Annotated in this window: 16 protein-coding genes, 1 tRNA gene and 5 pseudogenes; 6 read left to right on the top strand and 16 right to left on the bottom strand. The window is 58.0% G+C overall.

Annotated features, from left to right (window positions below; genetic code table 11):
- Positions 1-176 precede the first annotated feature (176 nt).
- A complete protein-coding gene (locus FOC67_RS23130) occupies positions 177-335 on the top strand; it encodes a YqaE/Pmp3 family membrane protein (RefSeq protein WP_003084988.1) in 159 nt (52 codons plus the stop codon).
- 9 nt (positions 336-344) lie between these two features.
- Here the strand turns inward: FOC67_RS23130 and FOC67_RS23125 are convergent, their stop codons facing one another.
- The 5 genes from FOC67_RS23125 to impA all read right to left on the bottom strand — a co-directional run bounded on the left by FOC67_RS23125 (position 345) and on the right by impA (position 5,216).
- Positions 345-803 (bottom strand): hypothetical protein, encoded by a 459-nt coding sequence (locus FOC67_RS23125; protein WP_003084991.1) that lies wholly within the window; start codon positions 801-803, stop codon positions 345-347.
- A gap of 15 nt (positions 804-818) precedes the next feature.
- Complete coding sequence (locus FOC67_RS23120) at positions 819-1,289, bottom strand: hypothetical protein (protein WP_003084993.1); 471 nt, start codon at positions 1,287-1,289, stop codon at positions 819-821.
- Between the two features lie 13 nt (positions 1,290-1,302).
- Complete coding sequence (locus tag FOC67_RS23115) at positions 1,303-1,650, bottom strand: SMI1/KNR4 family protein (RefSeq protein ID WP_009315174.1); 348 nt, start codon at positions 1,648-1,650, stop codon at positions 1,303-1,305.
- A complete protein-coding gene (locus FOC67_RS23110) occupies positions 1,640-2,254 on the bottom strand; it encodes a DMP19 family protein (protein WP_009315175.1) in 615 nt (204 codons plus the stop codon). Before FOC67_RS23110 ends, FOC67_RS23115 begins: the two co-directional genes overlap by 11 nt.
- A gap of 190 nt (positions 2,255-2,444) precedes the next feature.
- Complete coding sequence (impA, locus tag FOC67_RS23105; RefSeq protein WP_031627670.1) at positions 2,445-5,216, bottom strand: ImpA family metalloprotease; 2,772 nt, start codon at positions 5,214-5,216, stop codon at positions 2,445-2,447.
- Positions 5,217-5,315: 99 nt separating this feature from the next.
- On the opposite strand from impA, the gene FOC67_RS23100 reads away from it, so the two are divergent.
- Positions 5,316-5,459, top strand: a complete 144-nt coding sequence (locus FOC67_RS23100) for a hypothetical protein (protein ID WP_003085001.1) — start codon at positions 5,316-5,318, stop codon at positions 5,457-5,459.
- A 418-nt stretch (positions 5,460-5,877) separates the two neighbouring features.
- Positions 5,878-6,165 (top strand): annotated as a pseudogene (locus FOC67_RS23095) (type II toxin-antitoxin system HipA family toxin); the annotation flags it as partial.
- Positions 6,166-6,530: 365 nt separating this feature from the next.
- On the opposite strand, the gene FOC67_RS23090 reads toward FOC67_RS23095, so the two are convergent.
- From FOC67_RS23090 to FOC67_RS29940, 6 genes are read right to left on the bottom strand one after another with little or no spacing between them, the layout of a single operon-like run.
- Positions 6,531-6,920 (bottom strand): very short patch repair endonuclease, encoded by a 390-nt coding sequence (locus tag FOC67_RS23090; protein ID WP_305965288.1) that lies wholly within the window; start codon positions 6,918-6,920, stop codon positions 6,531-6,533.
- Positions 6,921-6,959: 39 nt separating this feature from the next.
- Positions 6,960-8,255, bottom strand: a complete 1,296-nt coding sequence (locus FOC67_RS23085) for an McrC family protein (RefSeq protein ID WP_083842323.1) — start codon at positions 8,253-8,255, stop codon at positions 6,960-6,962.
- The gene (locus FOC67_RS23080; protein WP_009315179.1) at positions 8,245-9,546 is read right to left on the bottom strand and encodes an McrB family protein; all 1,302 of its coding nucleotides are present in this window, start codon (positions 9,544-9,546) and stop codon (positions 8,245-8,247) included. Before FOC67_RS23080 ends, FOC67_RS23085 begins: the two co-directional genes overlap by 11 nt.
- 1 nt (position 9,547) lies before the next feature.
- Positions 9,548-10,696: a DNA cytosine methyltransferase gene (locus tag FOC67_RS23075; protein ID WP_009315180.1), complete on the bottom strand. Its 1,149-nt coding sequence runs from the start codon at positions 10,694-10,696 to the stop codon at positions 9,548-9,550.
- Entirely contained in the window at positions 10,693-11,904 is a 1,212-nt protein-coding gene (locus FOC67_RS23070) for a DNA cytosine methyltransferase (RefSeq protein ID WP_009315181.1), read from the bottom strand. The genes FOC67_RS23075 and FOC67_RS23070 overlap by 4 nt, the downstream gene beginning before the upstream one ends.
- Positions 11,897-12,271 (bottom strand): helix-turn-helix transcriptional regulator, encoded by a 375-nt coding sequence (locus tag FOC67_RS29940; protein WP_083842324.1) that lies wholly within the window; start codon positions 12,269-12,271, stop codon positions 11,897-11,899. Before FOC67_RS29940 ends, FOC67_RS23070 begins: the two co-directional genes overlap by 8 nt.
- Before the next feature lie 293 nt (positions 12,272-12,564).
- On the opposite strand from FOC67_RS29940, the gene FOC67_RS23060 reads away from it, so the two are divergent.
- Positions 12,565-13,703 (top strand): IS3-like element ISPa32 family transposase gene (locus FOC67_RS23060; RefSeq protein ID WP_174707753.1). Its coding sequence is split into 2 segments (ribosomal slippage): positions 12,565-12,814 and positions 12,814-13,703, totalling 1,140 coding nucleotides; the frame shifts between segments, so codons are not numbered across the junction.
- A gap of 25 nt (positions 13,704-13,728) precedes the next feature.
- On the opposite strand, the pseudogene FOC67_RS23055 reads toward FOC67_RS23060, so the two are convergent.
- A pseudogene (locus FOC67_RS23055) lies at positions 13,729-14,157 on the bottom strand (site-specific integrase); the annotation flags it as partial.
- A 64-nt stretch (positions 14,158-14,221) separates the two neighbouring features.
- On the opposite strand from FOC67_RS23055, the pseudogene FOC67_RS23050 reads away from it, so the two are divergent.
- A pseudogene (locus FOC67_RS23050) lies at positions 14,222-14,416 on the top strand (transposase); the annotation flags it as partial.
- A 7-nt stretch (positions 14,417-14,423) separates the two neighbouring features.
- On the opposite strand, the gene FOC67_RS23045 reads toward FOC67_RS23050, so the two are convergent.
- On the bottom strand, positions 14,424-15,800 hold the full coding sequence (locus FOC67_RS23045) for an IS30-like element ISPa37 family transposase (RefSeq protein WP_174707752.1): 1,377 nt from the start codon (positions 15,798-15,800) through the stop codon (positions 14,424-14,426).
- Between the two features lie 69 nt (positions 15,801-15,869).
- Here FOC67_RS23045 and FOC67_RS23040 point away from each other — a divergent pair.
- Positions 15,870-16,010: pseudogene (locus FOC67_RS23040) on the top strand (IS3 family transposase); the annotation flags it as partial.
- 9 nt (positions 16,011-16,019) lie between these two features.
- Here the strand turns inward: FOC67_RS23040 and FOC67_RS23035 are convergent.
- The 3 genes and pseudogenes from FOC67_RS23035 to FOC67_RS23025 form a co-directional block, all read right to left on the bottom strand.
- Positions 16,020-16,400: pseudogene (locus FOC67_RS23035) on the bottom strand (site-specific recombinase); the annotation flags it as partial.
- A 126-nt stretch (positions 16,401-16,526) separates the two neighbouring features.
- Positions 16,527-16,603: transfer RNA gene (locus tag FOC67_RS23030), tRNA-Ile, on the bottom strand.
- A 16-nt stretch (positions 16,604-16,619) separates the two neighbouring features.
- On the bottom strand, positions 16,620-20,357 hold the full coding sequence (locus FOC67_RS23025; RefSeq protein WP_009315185.1) for a bifunctional diguanylate cyclase/phosphodiesterase: 3,738 nt from the start codon (positions 20,355-20,357) through the stop codon (positions 16,620-16,622).
- Between the last annotated feature and the right edge of the window lie 2 nt (positions 20,358-20,359).

Here is a 20,359-nt window from a genome sequence, read left to right as displayed (position 1 = left end):
GCGGGTTGTCCGCTCGCATGAGCGTAGGCTCAAGCGTACCGCTGCGCGTGACAGGCGGCGAGTACCGTTGCGGTTGAACCCTCCGCGAATGGCGGGAGTCAGTCATAGGGTGACGCGAAAAAACGCCGGCTCACGCGCCGGACACCGTATCGACCCTGGACCAAGGAGTTCCGTTCATGGACCTGATCCGCATCCTCATCGCCATCCTCCTGCCGCCGCTGGGCGTGTTCCTGCAAGTCGGCTTCGGCGGCGCCTTCTGGCTGAACATCCTGCTCACCCTGCTCGGCTACATCCCGGGCATCGTCCACGCGGTGTACATCATCGCCAAGCGTTGAGGCCTCTGCTCAGGCGTAGTTCCATGGTTCCTTCACGGTGAAGTCCCGCCACGGGTCTTCGCCGTGAAAGGGGCCGACGTAGAGCACCTCGCCGCCCCGGACGATCCATTCCATACCGTGTTCGCGGTCCCATTCGCAGTTCAGCGACAGGTGGATCACCGCTTCGTCGCCCTGTTCCGGGTCGGGCACGATCAGCTCGCCCGGCTCGATCCGTTCCAGCACCCCGCGCGCCGGCGCGACTTCCTCCGCAGACTCGCCCAGCCGCTCCAGGCGCGCGGCGCGGTAGCGCAGGCTGGCGGCACAAAGCCGCTCGACCACGGCGTCATCCAGTTCGTCGAGGGCTCGGGCGCAGCGCCAGGCGTAGGCGTCGTCGGCCTCGTTCTCGATGAACAGGCTGATGTAGCGCCGGTACAGGCGCCAATACACTTCGCCCATGTTCGCATCGTCCAGGTTGCGGATCAGTTCCATGCGTGGTCTCCCTGTTCAGCAGCGTTCGGTGAGGGCGATGCCACGGCCGTCGCCGAAGCCATCGTGTACGTGCAGCCACAGCGGGATCGGCCAGGCCCAGCCGCCGGCCTTCCACCAGCACTCGGCGAACCAGGCTTGCAGCGTATCGGCGAGCAGATCGACGCCGCCGAAGCCGTCGGCGAAATAGGCTTCGTCGAAATCCGGGGCATGTCCCAGGCCGAGCGCCAGGTCCAGCGCCTTGCCGGGAAACAGGCGCGGGTCGCTGGCGTCCACCCGGTTGCTGGCGCCATTCAGGTACAACCACGCTTCCGCTGCGTCGCGTCCGTCCTCGCCGAGGAACAGTTGGATCTCGCCGTCGCGCAGTCCTTCCTCCAAGGGTTGCCGGAGCAGCTCGCGCAGGTGCTGGATCACGCCCGGCGCGGCGCGTTGCAGGTCGCGGCGGTAGCGCTCGCGGAATTGTTCGGGGCTGAGGCCGAAAGGAATCATGGGCGTTTCTCCGTCATTCGGGCAGGCAGGGCCCGGCTTCCAGCCAGGCCTCCAGGCTGGGTGCCAGGGGTTCGAAGCAGTCCGGCGTCATCGCGCCATGGTCGACCAGGAACAGCGCCTGCCAGTGGTCGTCCAGCGCCATCACCACGGCGCGGCCGCCGCTGTCGTTGCCTATGGCCAGGTAACCGGGGCAGTAGAGAGAGGTTTCGAAGGCCCGGTTGCGTTCCAGCAACTCGTCGGCGGCGTAGAGCAGCAGGTCCGGCTCGACGAGGCGGCCGCCGTGCTGCTCCAGAGCGGCGACGAAGGCAGCCGGCAGCGGTTGTCCGAGCCAGGCCTCTAGGGCATCCAATTCAGGCTTCATCGGGCTCGTCCAGGGCGAACAATGCATGGTGGCGGGCATGGGCCAGCAGGCGTTCGCCCAGCGCGTCGGCCAGGGCGTAGAAGCGCGTGTCCAGCGCATTCAGGGCCGCTTCGCAGTCGCGGTCGGGTTCATCGGCCCAGGTCGGCATGCGCAACTGGCGTTCGGCCTGGGAGACTGGCACCGGACCGTCGCCGAACAGCAGGGCGGCGGCTCGCTCCAGCAGGGCCAGGGCGTCCTCCGCCTCCAACTCGCGAAGACCCGCGCGCGCCGCCTGGTACTGGTCGCCGGAGGAGTTGCCGAAGTACTGGTCGAAGCCGCCGTTGTGCACTTCGCCGCTGAGCACGCTCAATGCGTAGTAGCTCCGTTCGGCCGGCGACAGCCCGGCGAATCCCTCGCGGCCATCGTAGACGCGATTCACCAGCGCGCTCCAGTACAGCGCCTGCGGACTCGCCAGGTAGCGCCGTCGCTCCGTGTGGAAACGCTTGCCATCCTCGATGTTCTGCCGGTAGCCGCCCTTGCAGGGCATGCACAGTCCGTCGTTCCTCGCCGCCGTGGTCGGGAGAATGAGATGGCCGCAGGCGCGGCAGGGAAGGCGGTCGGTCATGAGCGGTCCTTGCTGGTGGAAGGGGCTCATTATTGCGCAGGATCGTTCAGCTTGAACGACAGTTTGGCTTGCCAGCCTGGCACGGCATTGCCCGCTGGCATGGCCGACCCTCTCTCCCGTCGGGGAGAGGGGCATGAGGACCGGCGCGGAGCGAGAAGCATCACCCCGCGCCAGCCCCCTCAGCTACGACTCACGGAAACGGCCACGCCGGCGACCCCTGGCTCATGTCCAGAAGCTTCACCGTGCTGTATTCGTTGGTCCGGTTGTTGGCATAGAAGAACGCCGGCTGCTCGGCGAAACCGTAGGCCGCCACCTGCGCCTGGGCCGCTGCCGAGGTACGGATGCCCCATAGCGCGAAGGTTGGCCGCTGGTCGCGCTGGGTCAGCCAGGACAGGCCGATCAGCAGGTTGTCGTTGCCGTCGGTGCTGCTGGCGTCGCCGCTGTTGCCCGGGCGCTGCGCGTAGGTGCCGTAGCCGAGGGCGGCCTTGTTGGCGTCCCAGTCGGCCTTGTCCACCTGGCGCTGGTGCAGGTAGAGCAGGGTCCAGATATCCCAACCCTGCAGCGGATCGTTCTTCAGGTCTGCCCAGTAGTGCACCCACTGGGTATAGAAGGCCATTCGCTCGCCGTTCAGCGCGTAGGTGCCCGGGTCTTCCCATAGGCGCTTGTATACGCCGGCCAGCGGATCGGCCTCGGCGCGTCCGGCGACGATCAGGTTGTAGGCGTTGCGGTAGTTGACCCGCGTATCGTCGAGGTTCTGCCCGAACTCGCGGAGCACGCGCCAGTCCTTGTGCAACGGAAATATCTGGTTGGAGATTTCGCCCGAGCGCCCGCCGTAGACCTTCAGTCGATTCACTTGCAGGTTGTGGCCCAGCTCATGGCTTTCGCCCCAGCCACGCGGGTTCAGGCCCCAGGTCTGGTCGTAGGGGTTGCCGCTGCAACCGCCGCCGCACTGGGCGTACTGGTCGACGTTGATGTGCTGGGTGCCGGGCAGCTTGTGCAGGGTCTCGCTGTCGCAGTCCCAGCCGCGCACCGCGCATTCCTGCTGGATTGCCGGAGTCTTCGCCTGGTTGGGAATGGCGAAGCCGGCCAGGGTGTAGGCGTCGTCGATGAACACCTCGTTCAACTCACGGATGAAGCGCTGGACGTCGCCGCCATAGTCCTTGTCGATCGAGCCACGGACCTTCTCCACCTTGGCGTGGACCTCCACCGAGCCGCTGCGGATCTCCAGCCAGTCGGCCTTGTCGGCGTCCAGCGCCTGGATGAAGTCGGCAATCGCCTGGCTGCTGTCCTCGCCCGGCTGGATGTCGAGGAACGGCTGGCTGGCCGCGCCGGTTACCTTGACGGTTACCGTCTGTCCCGGCGTGGCGCCGCTGTAGACCAGTTGCAACAGGCCGCCGTAGGGCGATACCAGCGCCACCGACTGGTTTGCCTGGAGCTTGATGTCCGGGCTCTTGAGGAAGCGCGGGCGGTCATACTGGCGGGTATTCCACAGCCGCGTCGAGCCGATGCGCTGGGTGTTCAGGCCGACCGCCAGGCTGGCCTGGCCAGCGTCTTCGATGCGAATGCTCAGGCGCTTGCCCGGCGCCGCCATGCGGCCGATGGCGGTGAAGCCCTGGGCCGACGGCAAGGTGAGGGTCAGGGTTTCCTCCGAGCCCGATACCGGCATCGACTGTTGGCGCTGGCCGGCGTAGCTGCCCAGTTCCTTCTGCGCCGCGCCGGCCTCGCGCACGTAGCCGACGATGGCGTCGGCGACGAAGGTTTCCTGGAAGCGCGCCGTGTCGGCGGCCTTGTCCATCGGGTAGCGGATGTTCTGCCGCACCGCGTCGGCCCACAGCAGCCAGAGCCGCAGCGAGGTGGTGCCGGGCAGGGCGAAGAGGTTCTGCGCCTTCTGGTTGTAGGCGTCGAGGGCGCCTTTCAGTACATCGACGCGCTTGCTGAAGTCGCTCAGTCCCGGCACGTCGTCGCAGGTGGTGCGACCGACGTAGGAGGTGCATTTCGACCAGTCGTAGTCCGTGCGCCAGCTACCGTCGACGATCTGCTGCACCAGCGCCGGATCCTGGCCGTAGGCACCGCCCAGCTCGACCGAACGCGCCCGGGTGCGGCTGGATGGCACCGCGTCCTTGTCCCAGTAGTTGCCGCCGTAGGGGCCTTCCTGCAGGCCCAGGCCGGAGAGGATCTGCTGGCCGGTGCTGCTCTGGTTCCAGCCATTGGTGTGCACGAAGAGGATCGGCAGCCCGGCCTGTAGCCGTGCGCGCACCGTGGCGCTCAGGCTAGCGGCGCTGGCGCCGTTGCCCAGTACCAGCAATTTGCTGGCGCTGGCGCAACTGGCGTCGGTCAGCGCGTTGCAGGCGGCGTCCGCCGGTTGCAGGCCGGCGCTCTTCAGGCCGTTGAGGGTGGCGGTCTTGTCCACCCCGACCACGCTGACCTTGAAGTCCTTCGCAGTGGCCGCGCCCGGGTCGCCGTTCACCAGCCACTGCACCGCCCGCTTCAGCAGCGGTGCGTGGGCGGCATTGGCCCCGCTCAGTTGGGTGAGCACGTTGGTGCCATAGGCCAGCCCGCGGCCGCCGGCCTCCAGGCTCAGGCTGGCGAGCACGCGCCCCTTGTCGCCGATGAGGAAGGGCAGGGTATTGTCCGGGTTGGCCGGCAGGACCCACATGCTGGCGGCGCCAGGATCATAGGCTTGGCTGAGGTTCTGGTAGAGACCGTCGAGCAACTGCGTGCGGGTCTGGCGGATGCGCTCGACCTGCTGCTGCAGGCGGAGGGCGACCAGGTGGCTGTCGGTCAGTTGCGAGGAATCCCCGCTGACCAGTGCCGCATCGAGGATTTCTTCCTGGGTGGCCGCCTGGGCGGACAGCGCGCCAGCCAGGCAGAAACCGGCCAGCAACGCTCGGTGGCGAGGGATGGGTGAGCGACTCATGTTCTCTCCTTGCAGTGAGGGAAATGCAGTGGTGGACAAGCTCACAACTGGCGCTATCGGCCCGTGGAGGGCGGCATATTGTTATGGGTGCGCCGGGTATCGCGTCGAACAGGGAATGGGCCTCGGACAATGCCGGAAATACGCATGGGCGATCCGCTGCATCGAACGAGTCAAGGCGAGAGGAGCATGTTGGGAAAGGCGGAAAAACTATCTGTTCTGGTTGTTTTTGAACTGCGTCTGATTATTTGGATTTTATTTTTACCGATTGTTCGAAGCGCTCTGGAATAGGCGCTCCAGCGTTTCCTGTGACGAAACGATCCAGACTTTGGTTAGGGTCTTGGAAAATACCGAGGATGTATTTCCAGAGCTGTCGATCGAGTTGGAGGTTGCAGTTTCATGAAGGTTTAAGTACTTCGAAGTTACCGCGTTGACGATGGAATCGATATCGTCCGGTAGTGCCTTCGGAAGTGCCTGATAAGTGCCTTCCCACGCTCAGGCGGCGAGCAGAGCGCCACGTCCATCGGATTCCGCTCCGCCAGCGCCAGTTCGCCTTCGCCGAAACTTGCGCTGCTGCCGCCGACACCCTGCGATTGATCGCGCAGTGGCGGGCGATTCATGCCAAAGCCTGTGACCTGCAGCACGGCTCGCCGGTGCAACGGTAGAGACCTATCGGCAGGTGCTGGAAACCTGCCGCCAGCACAGCTGCGAATTGCGCTTGGCACCGGCCTACGACATCGTCAACACCACGGCTTATATCCCGCAAGATGTACTGGCGCTGGATGTCGTAGGCAACAAGACCCTCTTTGCCTCGCGACAGGGGCTGCTGGAGTTCGCTCAGGTCTGCTATGTAGCTCGGCCAAAAGAAGTGATCCGCGAGCAGTTGCAGGCACTGGAGCGGGTGTTGGCCCGCTCAACTGAGCTGAGCGAGCAGGCCCCGCAGGTGGTCGCGGCAATCAGGCAATGTGCCGTTCCGTTTATGCAGACGTTTGGCTAGCGCACTCGGAAAGATCAGCGAACTGACCACGCTCGAAAACGCGGTAAGGGGAGATGGCCAGCCGCTGGAAGGCACTCGGGGAGGGACAGACCAAAAAGCTTGAAGCCGCGCAATGCGCGGCTTTGAAGGTGGTGGGCCCACACGGACTCGAACCGTGGACCAAAGGATTATGAGTTGCTATGAAAAACTGCAAGTGTAGCAAAGACTGGCGAAGCTAACCGAAAGGTACGCTAAGAAAAGCTCAACGAAATCAGAAGATTGGCGTAGTCTAGCGAAATCAGAACAATCCTGCCTGTGTACCGCTACTGTACCGATCGTTAGGGCGTATAGTAAAGGAACATTCAGTGCATTTGCATGACGATCCGTTAGCAGCTACGAGGCTGGGCTTCTGCATTGAGAGTCATAAGGATTTCATTGAGAACTATTTTGTCTTTAGTTTGACATTCCCAAATCACAAGGACATGCCATCCCATGGCGTTAAGGGAAGCTATATTTTTGATGTCTCGGTGAGTGTTTGCAGTGAATTTATTTGACCAAAATTCTGTTCTGGTTTTTGGAAAGGTGGCATATTTGCACATTGGGTGACGATGCCAGAAGCATCCATGCACAAAGATTGCGGTTTTATATTTTGTTAAAACTATATCCGGTGAGCCCGGGAGCGTTTTCCGATGTAGTCGGAAACGAAAACCTAAACGGTGTAGGGCTTTGCGAACGGTTATTTCGGGAGTAGTGTTTTCTCGGCGTACAGCACGCATCCGATATGATATTTCTTCGTTCGACTCCATAAATAATCCTCAAGGCCCTTGAAAAAGCTCTGACAATCTAGATGCCATCAAGGCCTCCTCTTCCTCGATGTGCGAGTTATTCAGGTCAATAAACAGGGCGTAAAATCTGACGCCAGGTAATTCGCCTATTAGATTTATGCCGGATGGGTTTTTATCATTTGCAGGAAATATCAATATTCCGTGACTGGCGCTGTAAGAGGCGGCATAAGAAATAATTTGATTAAGGTCATCGCGGTCGGGAAGCTTTTCTATGGATTTGTACTTTACGTCGATAACAATGGTAGAGTTGTCACTGGTCTGAACAGATTTTAGAACAATATCTGGGGTGGCCATAATCGGTTTTTTTACTTGCGGAGGTGGAACTAGCAACGCTTTTTTCCCTCCATCTGCGCCGCCTTTATTTCCGTCCAAGACTTGAATGTCATTCCGGTATCGGTAAGCGGATCGCAAGACCTCAAGAGCATACCACTCAAAGGCTTCTGCAAGATTCAAAATCAGAGAGTTGGCGCTTGTAGAACCACCAAGTCCGAAGCTTAATCCTTTGCCGGAAATGAAGATCATTGCCAAGCCTACCGCGTCGCGATAGTTCTCTTTGAGGCACTCAATATTAAGGCTCGGATCGTGCGGCGCGTTGTGCAGCTCGTAGTGATCTGAGACCTCTGCAAAAGTGTTAAGGGCGTACTGTATTGCAACTCGGCGATGCTTGTCCTTTACCATTTCCGGATTTTTTGAGAGACCCAAACAAACCTTTTTTAGGAAACGATTGGGGGGGTTGTCAATCATCCGCTCGTAGTGCGAAGCTACGACATGCATACCATTAAGTTTGGCCCGAGCTCTAATCGTTTTGTTGAAATTTATCTTTCCGGAGGGAAATAAGGTTTGCTCTTCTACTCTCGTATACTTTTTGTACAGTCCGGTATTTATTATCTCTTCAATGTGCTTTAGTAAACAATCGATCAAGAACTCATTCAGATTTTTTGACGAATAATCGTGGGGGGAATAGCGGCGCTTGAAGTTCTTAAGGATTTCGGGTTTGTGATTGGATAGGAAAACAAGCCGCTCCAAGTTGCTAATAGGCACCTTGGGGATTATATTAAGACTTAACTTGTCATTTACTGGAATGACGCCGACCCAACCTCCGGCCTGGAATATTGGCTTTCCCTTCTTGTATCGAATAGAAAAGAAGTTTCTTTCTAGAATCTCGGGGTAGGCAAGGAGTTCTCCACTCGGAAGTAGTAAGGATTCAGGAACGTCCATGTCCTTGAATTCCGCGATGGTTAGAGTCTTTGTATTCTCACTCTTCATGGAAAATACGATTCCATGCGGACTGGATCAGAGCCAGCTGCTCGGGATCATTCTTCAGTACTCTTTCAAAATGAAACGACAGCTGGTGATCCCATAGGCGCTTGAGACTATCATCATCTTTAACTTTCAAAAAATAGGCGTGGCCGAGACTGCATAACCGGTTTGAGTGTCGGGAGGTCATGAAGAAAAATTGTTCGAGTTTTCCTTTTCGCTCATCGCTCAAGCTACTTCCAGAAAGGGCGTCTCTCAGTAACTCAATTTTCGGTTCAAAATGAATTTTTGCAAATCGGCGTTCCAGGGCCATATCCAGTTCTTCGACTCCTCTATCCCATGGATTCATCGTACACAGGACCACCAAGTTGTCAGGGACAGAATAGGATCTCCCAGAAGATAAAGTGAAATTCAGTTTTCGATTGGACTGTTCTAGGTAGGTTAGAGCTTCACCAAATACCCGGACGACATCGGTTCGGCTGAGCTCGTCGATGACAAGCACTGATGTTGAATCAGGATTGTTTCGTGCTGCCTCACATGCGCGTAGAAAAATCTTATCAACCAGATCAAATCCACCGCTTTCGTTAGGGATGTAGGACTCGACAAAATCCTCATACTGGTAGCCCGGATGAAACTGAATAAATTTTACAAGCTCCTGATCGCCGTCAGCCAATCTGAGAGCTATCTGTCTAGCAAACCAGCTTTTACTTGTTCCTGGGTCTCCCGTGAAGATAACGCCTCCATAGCCGTCATCCAGAAGCTGTAAAACCTTTAAGTAAATTTCATTGTCTTCAGCTATAAGGGATTGAAGTTTGGCCGGAGGCAAGTTTGTTTGGCTAGCGCCTGTGGAAATGACTTTGCGGTCAGGGCTGAATTTGTGCACCTTCAAGTCTTTGAAGTTTGCTAAATAAAATCCTTCCACTGAACTATTAGAGGCTGCGTTAGAGAGTAGGAAGACTGGGGTGGCGCTACCTGAGGCGCCTTTTGCTGCCTCCATAAAGAGTATGGTTTCTAAACCATTATACAAAAACTTCTGACAGTCGTTGATCAGCTTGTCTAATGCATTAGGGTCGGTCACAACATAGAGAACATGTTGTGCATCTTGAGGGCTTAGTTGCTCTTTTACTCTGTTGCCAGCTTGGCGCAGTTCGTTGACTATACTCGCGCGCGCGGTAGCGCCAAAATTTTGTGCGTACCACTCTTTAATCAGTTTGCCTTTGTTGTTGTTTTGAGAGTCAGCCTCCCGAAGGTATTGAATGGCCTCAAAAAAATCATTTAGCGAAATTGAGCTCAAATCCATTTTACCTAAATCCTGAATGATTACTTAGTATTTCCAGAAAGCCTGCCGGGTACTTAAGATTGCCTTTATATGCTCTAGAAAGAAATCCCGTCGTTGCACGTATTGAGAGAGGCTTAACGGGGTGTAGCAGAAATTCTGATATTCGAGCGATTTTAGAATCAAAAGGCCAGTCTGAGCTACTGGACTCATACCTTTGCTTATTGATGGACCATGCAGCCATAGGCCATTTTTGTCCTAAAGGCCGATCTTTTGAAGCGTCGTATTCCACCGGCCTCAAGGTTTTCTTTGCAACCCATTCCGAAACGTTAACGGTTACAGAGTTTCCAAGCAAACGCCATCTAATTGATGGTTTAGCGATTTCCTCAGCTGGCTTAGTCCAATCCTCGTAGAAGCCTTGTACTCGTTCAGCATCTCTAATATCTGGCGTTCCAACTAATCCATCTGGGAAACAGATTGCAGGCGGGGAGGGTATACCGATGGTGGAGCCAGCCTTAAGCGGGGGAATGGCATTTTTATTTAGCCCGGCAGCAAACGCACCTTCTGTCCAGTAAAAGCCAATCGGTTCTTCGATTGAAAGTTCTTTAAGGGATTCCGGCTTACCGCTGTCATCAGAGAGAATGACGTTTCTAGGGTCTTCTTCACGGGATGCAACAAAATAAACCCGATGGCGGCGTTGAGGTACGCCAAAAGACTGGGAGTCAATAACTCGATAAGCCCAGTTGTAACCAAGTTGCTCGAAGCTCTCAACTATCCGTCTCATGGCCTCACCTTTGTTTAGATGAAGCATAAACCGGACATTTTCAATAATCACCCATTTAGGATGATTGGTTTTGAGTACTCTGAAAACTTCATCTACCAATGAGGACTGACTGCCGTTGATTCCTACCTTGTTTCCTGAGGAACTAAGGTTTTGGCATGGAAAGCCAGCACATAATACATCTGCGCCGCGCAGCGATGACACATCTCGAACGTCGTCGATAAGTTCTACGTTGGGGAACCGGACTTTCAAAACATGCGCAGCTACCGGGTCGATCTCACAAAGCATCTGAGATTGAAAACCATTTAGATGGAAGCCAAGCTCCAACCCCCCAATGCCTGAAAATAATCCACAAACCTTAGGTTTCAAGTCTTGTAACTTTTCGAGATTCATATGCGATTGTCACATATCAGACTATAAGCAAATATATAAGACAGCTTGGGTGGCACCGCGTTACCGATTATCTTCGCGATTGCAGTTCTAGACCCTGCAGCGTTAAATTTAAAATAATCTGGGAAGAACTGCAGTCGAGCTGCTTCTCTGGCAGTCAGTGTACGCCTGCGACTCGGATGCACGTAGCGGCCCATGCACATGCTATAAAAGCCACTTGTGATAGTTTGCGATGGCTCACTCCATTTTAACCGACCATAAATGCTTTTGTAGGAGTGATTGCCATGGGCATGGCAGGGAGGTCTCATATGATTTGGTAGGTCATCTATATCGTTGTCAAAAAGATAGTTAATTCTAGCCATGTTGTCCTTCGACGGCTTAGAAGGAGTTTCTTCCAAATTCGGCGAATGACTATCTTCGAGGTCTTTAATGGCCCATTCCAAGTTGCGCACGGGTGTAGTGAATCGCTCGACCGCCTTTGTAATGCCTTCAGTGGCTGATTTAGACGCAACTATTATTAGTCTGCGGCGAGTTTGAGGAACCCCAATAACCGTTAGGTCTACAGGGGCCATCTCGACTCGATAGCCAAGCTCCTGAAGAGCGGAAATCGTCTTGTGAACAACGCCATTTTTATCATGGCGCGCCCCCAAGACATTTTCGATTATAATATGAGAAGGTTGGAGCACGTAAGCCGCCCGAGCCATTATGAAATACAGGCTGTTTTTGGGATCGTTCCGTCTCGAATAATTATTTAAATCTGAGTGTCCTTGGCATGGTGGTCCGCCGACTAGAATATCGACTTTCCCCACCTGAGCTCTCAACTGTTGCTCCGTATCCGTAAGGTTATCAAATTGATCAGAGCTACTAAACAGGTCGCTAACGTTCGCTTGAATCGCATTGGCGAACTTAAAATTCTCTTTGTATACTTTTACAGCCGTTGGTTCAAAGTCGACAGCTAATGGGATATGCAAGCTTAAACCGAGATCATAAGCTGCCTCAGCGATCCCAAGGGAAATCCCTCCTGCACCACAAAAAAGGTCTACAAGCGAAAGCCCAGGGCCTTTGCTACAAAAGGGCGGCACGTGTTGCTTTCGCAAAAAGTCATGGTCTGAGCCATTGATTTGCTTACCTACCCCCGCAGAAACTGGAGCAAATAGGTCACCCGTTGCTGGTTCGCAACCGCTCCCAGGAATAGTGAACAGGTCATTCATCAACAGAAACCTTTGTTGTATTGCCGAGCGTGTCAGAAGAAATGGCCTGCAGAGATAGCTCCAGCCCAAGAATTTTAAGAATGGCAAGCAGCTTTCTGGACCCAAGCTCCTCCGATCGTCCGCGCTCGAAGCGAGAAAGGCACTCCTGAGATATTCCGGCCTCAATTGCCACAAGACCTTGTTTTAGCCCTAGCCGGTGTCTACGTTCAGCAACCGCTCGGCCTAGCTCTTGGACCGTCCGCAAGGGCGTTTCCTCACCAATTTGATGAGGGACAGGATACTTTTTTTTGACGTAAATGTCAAAATCAGGCGATGGTAATAAAGCCCTACATCGGACCGTTATCGTCGTTTGGTTCCTGGATACCATTGTCCTCTGGAAAGGCGTTGCGTATATATTCGAGCATTAGTTCTTTTTCGTCACAAACAATATCGTTAGATATTTCCTCTAATAATTTCATTGCGTATGGTCGATTCTTTTGTAGTAGTTCAATAAAGTATCGTTGGTGTGCAAGGTCTTTCAATTGCAGCTCTCTATAGCCCATTTTTTACTTCTAGTACAGCATATTAAGCTTCGGTCGAATTTTTAGAGTTGTGACCTGCCCCCCGATTTCAGTACCATGTCAAACTTAGTAGAGTCCGTTTTCCGAGCAGGAGACGGCAGTGAAAAAGCGTTTTACCGAAGAGCAGATTCTCGACTTCCTCAAGCAGGCGGAGGCCGGTGTGCCGGTGAAGGAACTGTGTCGCCGACACGGCTTCAGTGATGCCTCGTTCTACACCTGGCGGGCCAAGTTTGGCGGTATGACCGTGGCGGACGCCAAACGGTTGAAGGATCTTGAACTGGAAAACAGCCGATTGAAGAAGTTGCTCGCCGAGGCCCACCTCGACATCGAGTCGCTGAAAGTGGTCGCCCGGGGAAAAGGGTAAGCCCGACAGCACGGCGGGAGGCGGTGCAGGAGATGCAGGCGCGAACCGGCATCTCCGAGCGTCGTGCCTGTCAGTTGATCGGGCTGTCCCGCTCGGTGTTGCGCTACCAGCCGCGAGCCAGTGTGCAAAACACCGAGCTGCAAGCCCAACTGGTGGAACTGGCCCAAGAGCGCCGGCGCTTTGGCTATCGCCGCCTGCACATCCTGCTGCGGCGTGCTGGCGTGCAGGTCAACCACAAGCGGATCTATCGCCTGTACCGCGCTGCCGGCTTGATGGTGAAACGGCGGCGCCGCCGCCATGGCGTCGCGGTGGAGCGCGAACGTCTGAGTTTGCCGAGCGCACCAAACCAGGTCTGGTCGATGGACTTCGTCTTCGATGCACTGAGCACCGGGCGGCGGATCAAATGCCTGACGGTGGTCGATGACTTCACCAAGGAGTCGGTCGGCATCCTGGTGGAGCACGGTATCAGCGGCTTTCGTGTCACACGGGCGCTGGACGAGATGGCGCGGTTTCGCGGCCACCCGAAAGCGATCCGCACCGACCAGGGGCCCGAGTTCACCGGCAAGGCACTCGATCAATGGGCCTATCAGCGCGACATCAAGCTGAAGCTGATTCAGCCTGGTAAGCCCACGCAGAATGCCTTCATCGAGTCGTTCAACGGTAAGTTCCGGGACGAATGCCTCAATGAGCACTGGTTCTGTTCGCTGGCCGAAGCGAGAATCCGCATCGCGGCCTGGCGGCGGGATTACAACGAACACCGACCGCACAGCGCGATTGGCAATCTCACCCCGGCAGAATTTGCTGCAAGTTGGCGAACTCGCCAGCAGCAGCTGAAGCAGGAAAAATTAATATCAACCCCAGGGCCTACTAACTAGGCAGCGGTACTAAAACTGGGGGCAGGTCACCAAAGAAAACCAAATCCGAGTCGAGTGGACGAATCGGGTTGGCCAATGCCTCGCGGAAAGCGGCGGTGGCATCGGTCGTCAGTGGGGCGGTTCGAGGCTGTGTGTTTTTGGTATCAAGCAGGCGGACGATACGGCGCGCTACATCTACCTGACCGCGACGCAGGGTTGTGATTTCGGAAGAGCGCATGCCAGTTTCTAGTGCGATGCGTACGATCCAATTCAGCATGGGATTGCTGTGCTTTTTAACTGCAGCAATGAGTTTGCGCTCCTCATCAGCGGTAAGGCGGCGGTCACGTCCTTCTCCGGGGCTTGGCTTTCTGATGTTCAGCACAGGATTGAACGTCAGGCCTAATCCCCATTCTTGAATGGCCACTGTGAACAGGTGGCTCAGCAGCGCTAGCTCCAAGCGCACCGTATTGTTGCTGTAGTGGTCTACTGATCCCGGACACCGATTTAGGCGAAAATCCTCGCCGTGAGAGAGGTGTCTGATGAGCAAGCAACGACGTACGTTTTCCGCCGAGTTCAAACGAGAGGCCGCGGCCCTGGTGTTGGACCAAGGCTACAGCCATATCGACGCCTGCCGTTCGCTGGGGGTGGTGGATTCGGCCTTGCGCCGTTGGGTGAAGCAGCTCGAGGCGGAGCGCCAGGGTGTGACCCCGAAGAGCAAGGCGTTGACGCCTGAGGGTGGATTCAATCGGCCCTCGCAACACTGGGTTGCTGAATAGATGTTAGATAGTCGTTCAGTACGTCGGCAGGTGTTTTCCAGCCGAGCGTTTTCCTGGGTCTAGTGTTCAGCGTATGGGCTACTGCTTGGATCTCTTGGTAACTCCAACGAGACAGGTCGGTGCCTTTCGGGAAATATTGCCGTAGAAGACCGTTTGTATTCTCGTTCGTACCGCGCTGCCATGGACTGTGAGGGTCGGCAAAGAAGACTTTCACTCCAGACTCAATGGTAAAGCGGACGTGATCCGATAACTCCTTTCCACGATCCCAAGTCAATGATCGCCACAGCTGAACGGGTAAGCCAGTCACGGCCCTCTTCAATGCATTGGTCATGGTGACAGCACCGTAGCCAGCAAGAGCGGGGCCGTTCTTCGTCCGGGGAGTCAGCCCGTAACCTTCCTCGCGAGGCAGATGAACGAGCATGGTAAATCGGCTTGAGCGCTCGACCAGCGTCCCGATGGCGGATCGGTTCAGGCCAATGATCAGATCACCCTCCCAATGCCCTGGTAAGGCACGATCCTCCACCTCAGCAGGACGGCTGGAAATCATGACATCCTCACTGACATGTGCCCATGCTTTGGCCTGCGCCCTGGCTCTTGGTACGCGCAACGCCCGCCCAGTACGCAGGCAACTCACCAGTTCATGCTTGAGAGCGCCTCGCCCTTGAATGTAGAGAGCCTGATATATGGCTTCGTGAGAAATACGCATGGACTTGTCATCCGGAAAGTCGATTTGCAGCCGGTTGGCAATCTGTTCGGGTGACCAACCATTGACCCATTTACGGTCACCACGATGTGGTTTATTTCGTCCCTTGAATGGTGCCTGTAGAGGACCGGCAATCTCACGGCCATTAGCGTTATGAACCTTGCCTTCCAAGCGCTCTTGCACGTAATGGCGCAGTTGCGGGTTGGTCACCAATCTCGCCGGCTTCGGTCTCTTGGCAACCAATTCCGCCTTCCACTGCGCGACTGAAGCGCGATACTCGAGCCGGCCGCTACGAGTTGCTGCGTTACGAGTCAGCTCCCGTGAAATGGTCGACGGACTTCGTCCAAGACGGCGAGCAATCTCACGCACACCAACACTTTGCGCCCGGAGCAACCCGATCTCTTCTCGCTCAGCGAACGACAAGTACCTTCCTGATATGTGGTTCGACATGAATAATGGCATTCCGCCGCGATGACGGAACCAGCGTGTGCCTACCGCTGACGATACGCTAATAGCCTCTGCCGCCCTTTCGCTTGTGATCCCGGTTGCGATCTGTTCCCAAAATAGCCGCTCGATCTCTCGGCGAAGTGACGGGGCACCTGGCGAGCGCATTGCCCCTCGCCCCGTCAACTCCTGCATCCACCCTGCAGGTCGCCCCATAAACACCTCCACGATCAAAGGTGTTGCAACGACCGGTTGAATCCACCCCTGACGGCGCAGGAGGCCCAACGGGACATCAGTCATTACTTGATGCACCGCTACAACTGGATCAGGCCGCATCAATTCAACGACGGGCTACCGCCTGCGGTGGCCGAAGAAAAACTCAACCCACTGTCCGGGATGGGTTGACCACTACATGCTGATTGGCTGGCCGCGTGTGGTAAAGGTGGAGAGACGCTTATCCCGGTAATCGGCTATCACTTCGGCAGAAAGTGCAGCGAGCGAGTATTTACCCAGCCCATTGATTAACTGCTTCGCCTTGGTGATCTCCGCCCGCGGAGTCGTTGGTTTCTTCGTCGGCGTGATTTCCCGTAGATATCGCTGCAAGGCTTTTACAAGCGTCAGTCGCTCGGACCCACTGCGCTGGATATAGACACCCCGCACCATTTCATCTTCGGTTCGTCGTGACCAATCCTCTGCGTCGCGTTTGGTGCGGAAGGTTTTGGCGTTGGTCGGCCATCCAGTCTTGCGGATGACGGCCTTCCAGGTGCCGGCAGGGGTTTTGACGATTGTGGCCATCTGAAGGACTCCAAAGGCGTGCAAGCGAAGCTGCACTGTACCTAATTTGTACCTTCGGACCATAGGACTGATCCGGCTGCCACAAACCCAAAAAGCCGAAAGCCGCGTAATACGCGGCTTCAAGGTTGGTGGGCCCACACGGACTCGAACCGTGGACCAAAGGATTATGAGTCCTCTGCTCTAACCGACTGAGCTATAGGCCCCCAGAAGGTCGGCGGATTATACCGGCGCTTCTCGGGGAGCGCCAATCGGCTGGCGCGGTTTGAGGAATTTGCTGGCGAACAGCTCGGCGGGCAGCGGCGGGCTGAGGACGAAGCCCTGGATCTGCTCGCAGCCTTCGTGGGTGAGGAAGCTCTGCTGGCCTTCGGTTTCCACGCCTTCGGCGATCACCGTGAGCTGCATGCTGCGGCCGAGGGCGATGATGGCGCGGGTGATGGCGGCATCGTGGGGATCGTCGGGGAGGCCGCGGATGAACGACTTGTCGATCTTCAGGATGTCCAGCGGCAGGCGCTTGAGGTAGCTGAGCGAGGAGTAGCCGGTGCCGAAGTCGTCGATCGCCAGCTGTACGCCGAGGCGCTTGAGGCCGTGGAGGACGGCGAGGGCCTCCTCGGTCTGGTTCATGATGAAGCTCTCGGTGATTTCCAGTTGCAGCCGCGACGGTTCCAGGCCGGACTGCTCCAGCAGTTGCTCGAGGCGTTCGATCAGTTGCGGCTGGCCGAGCTGGGCGCCGGCGAGGTTGACCGACAGCGGGCCGAACGGCGCGTGCAGCTTTTGCCATTCGCCCATCTGCTGGCAGGCGTGTTCCAGCACCCAGTCGCCGAGGGGCAGGATCAGGCCGCAATCCTCGGCGAGGGGGATGAAGCGCTCCGGGGAAATTTCCCCGAACAGCGGATGGTTCCAGCGCACCAGTGCCTCGGCGCCGACCAGCAGGCCACTCTCCAGGCTCAGCTTGGGTTGGTAGTAGAGCTGCAACTCGTCGCGCTCGAGGGCGCGGCGCAGTTCGGTTTCCAGCGCCATGCGCTCGGTGGCCAGGTAGGTCAGTTCGCGGGTGTAGTACTCGATGCGGCTGCGGCCCCGCGACTTGGCGCGGTACATGGCGGCGTCGGCGTTCTTCACCAGGGTCGGGGCGTCGTCGCCGTCCTTGGGGAACAGGGCGATGCCGACGCTGGCGCTGACGAAGAATTCATGACCGTCGGCCTGGAACGGCGCGGTGAAGGCATTCAGCAGCTTGCGCGCGACGTGCTCGGCGTCGCTTTCCTGGTGCAGGCCTGGGAGCAGGATGATGAATTCGTCGCCCCCCAGGCGGGCTACGGTATCGACGTCGCGCAACTGGTCGCGCAGGCGTTCGGCGATGGCCTTGAGCAGCAGGTCGCCGATGGGATGGCCGAGGCTGTCGTTGATGTGCTTGAAACGGTCCAGGTCGATGAACAGCACGGCGCCGGGACGGCTCTCTTCGCGGGCCTCGTCGAGGGCGTGATTGAGCCGGCTCTCGAACAGCAGGCGATTGGGCAGGCCGGTGAGCGGATCGTGGTGGGCCTGGTAGTCGAGCCGGGCCTGGGCGTACTTGAGGGTGGAGATATCGGCGAAGACGCCGACAAAGTGGGTGATCTCGCCCTGCGGATTGTGTACCGCGCTGATGGTCAGCCATTCGGGGTACAGCTCGCCGGTCTTGCGTCGGTTCCAGATCTCGCCCTGCCAGTGCCCGTCGCGCTCCAGCTGGTTCCACATGGCGAGGTAGAAGCTGGAGTCGTGTTGTCCGGAGGAGAGCAGGCTGGGCGAGCGTCCCAGCGCCTCCTGCTCGCTGTAGCCGGTGATCTCGCTGAAGGCGCGGTTGACCGCGGTGATGCGTTGGCGGGTATCGGTGATCATCACGCCTTCGGCGGTGCTTTCGAAGACGGTGGCGGCCTGCTGCAGCTTCTCCTGCATGAGCTGGCGCTCGGTGATATCGCGGGCGATGGTCAGCACGCAGTCCTCGCCATCGATGCTGATCCGGTGGGCGGACATCTCGCACTGGCGGATGCCACCGTTGCGGTCCCGTACAGGGGCGGTGAAGCCCTGGGTCAGGGTGTGGTGGCGTACCAGCGAGATCAGGCGCTTGCGGTCCTCGGTGTCGACCCACAGGCCGAGTTCGAGCGTGGAGCGGGAGATGACTTCGTCGCGGCGGTAGCCGGTGAGACGGGTGAAGCCTTCGTTCACGTCGATCAGCGTGCCGTCTTCGAGGCGGCTGATCAGCAGACCGTCGGGGTAGGCATGGAAGGCGTTGGCGAACTTCTCCTCGGAGATCCGCAGCAGTTCCTGGGTCTCCACCAGGTGGGTGATGTCGCGGATCACCACCACCAGCGCCGGGGTTTGGTCGAGGGCCACGTGCTGGGCGCTGAGCAGCGCGCTGAAGGTACTGCCATTGCGGCGCCGCAGGGGCACCTCGAGGTTGGTCAGGTTGCCGTGGCCGAGCTTTTCCAGGACCTGCGGGCCCAGGCCGGGGAGTGCCCAGATGCCCAGTTCGGTGGCGGTCTTGCCGATGGCGTCGTCGGCGGCGATGCCGATCTGCTGCTCGAAGGTGTTGTTCACCGCGAGGAAGCGGCCGTCGGCGCCATTGGCCAGTACCACCATGTCCGGACAGTGGTGGAACACCGAAGCGAACTTCTGTTCGGACAGGCGCATGGCCTGCTCGGTGAGCTTGGCCTCGGTGATGTCGATCATCAGACCGCGCAGGAGCAGGTCCCGGCCTTGCGCGATCGGGGTGACCAGATCGCGAATCCAGACTACCCGGCCGTCGGCGGCGAGCATCCGGTAGTCGAAGCTGTGGTCGCGTCCGGCCTGGCTTTCGCTCATGCAATAGTGGATGGCGTACTCGGCGTCCATGGGGTGCAGGGTCCGCTGCCAGAAGCCCGGCAACAGCCATTCGCCGAGGGGATAGCCGAGCAGGCGTTCGGCGTGGGGCGAGACGTAGGTGAAGCGGTTCTCCTCGAGGCGCATTTCCCAGGCGATGGCATTCAGGCTTTCCACCAGTCCCCGGTAGTGCTGTTCGCTGTCGCGCAGTTCGCGCTCCAATTGCCGCCGGCGACTCACCTCGCGGCGCAGGCGGCGGTTCATGGCCAGCAGTATGGCGACCGAGACCAGGATCAGCAGGACGATGGGAAGGCCGTAGGTCGCCATCTCGCGCCAGGCCGGACGTCGGTCGAGCAGGCCGCCGACCCAGGGGGCCTGGAGTCGCTCGATCTCCTCGGCGCTGAGGTCGGCGAGGACCTTGTCGACGATCCCGGCGAGGATCGGTTGTCCGCGCGGCACGGCCATCGCCAGTTGGTAGCGGTATGGCGTCTCGCCGCTGATCTCCAGGCCGTTGAGCTTGAGCTGGCGGAGGTTCCATACGCTGGAGGCGAAGTCGCCGACGAAGGCGTCGGCCTGGCCGGTGGCCAGCGCCTGCAGGGCTGCCGCTACCGAAGGCAGCGGCAGCAGGGTGAGGTCGGGATGCTGGGCGATCAGCAGTTCGTGAGGAGCATAGTGGTCGACCACCGCGACCTTGAGTCCGTAGAGCTCGTCGATGCGCTTCGGCATCGGGCCGTTCTTGCGTGCCAGGATGATGATCGGGAAATCCAGGTAGGGCCGGGTGAAGCTCAGGTACTCCTGGCGCTCCGGGGTAGCCATGCTGCCGGGCAGCAGGTCCAGCCGACCGTCCTTGGCCTGCTCCAGGACCTGCGTCCAGGTCTTTGGTTCGACAGGCGTCAGGCTGACGCCCAGGCGTTCCTGCAGCAGGCCGACGTAGCCGGCGGCGAGTCCCTGGTAGCGGCCCTGTTCGTCGCGGAACTCGAATGGCGGCCAGGAGGTATCCACGCCCAGGCGGATGCTCGGGTGCTCGGCCAGCCAGGCCCGTTCCTCGGGCGTGAGCGTGAGGGCGCCGGCCAGCCCCGGCCAGCAGCAGGCCAGACACAGGAGAAGCACGGCCTGCAGACGCTGCATGA

It is taken from the genome of Pseudomonas sp. FDAARGOS_761, from assembly GCF_013343155.1.
Lineage (GTDB): Bacteria > Pseudomonadota > Gammaproteobacteria > Pseudomonadales > Pseudomonadaceae > Pseudomonas > Pseudomonas aeruginosa.
This window is presented reverse-complemented; position numbering and strand designations above follow the sequence as displayed.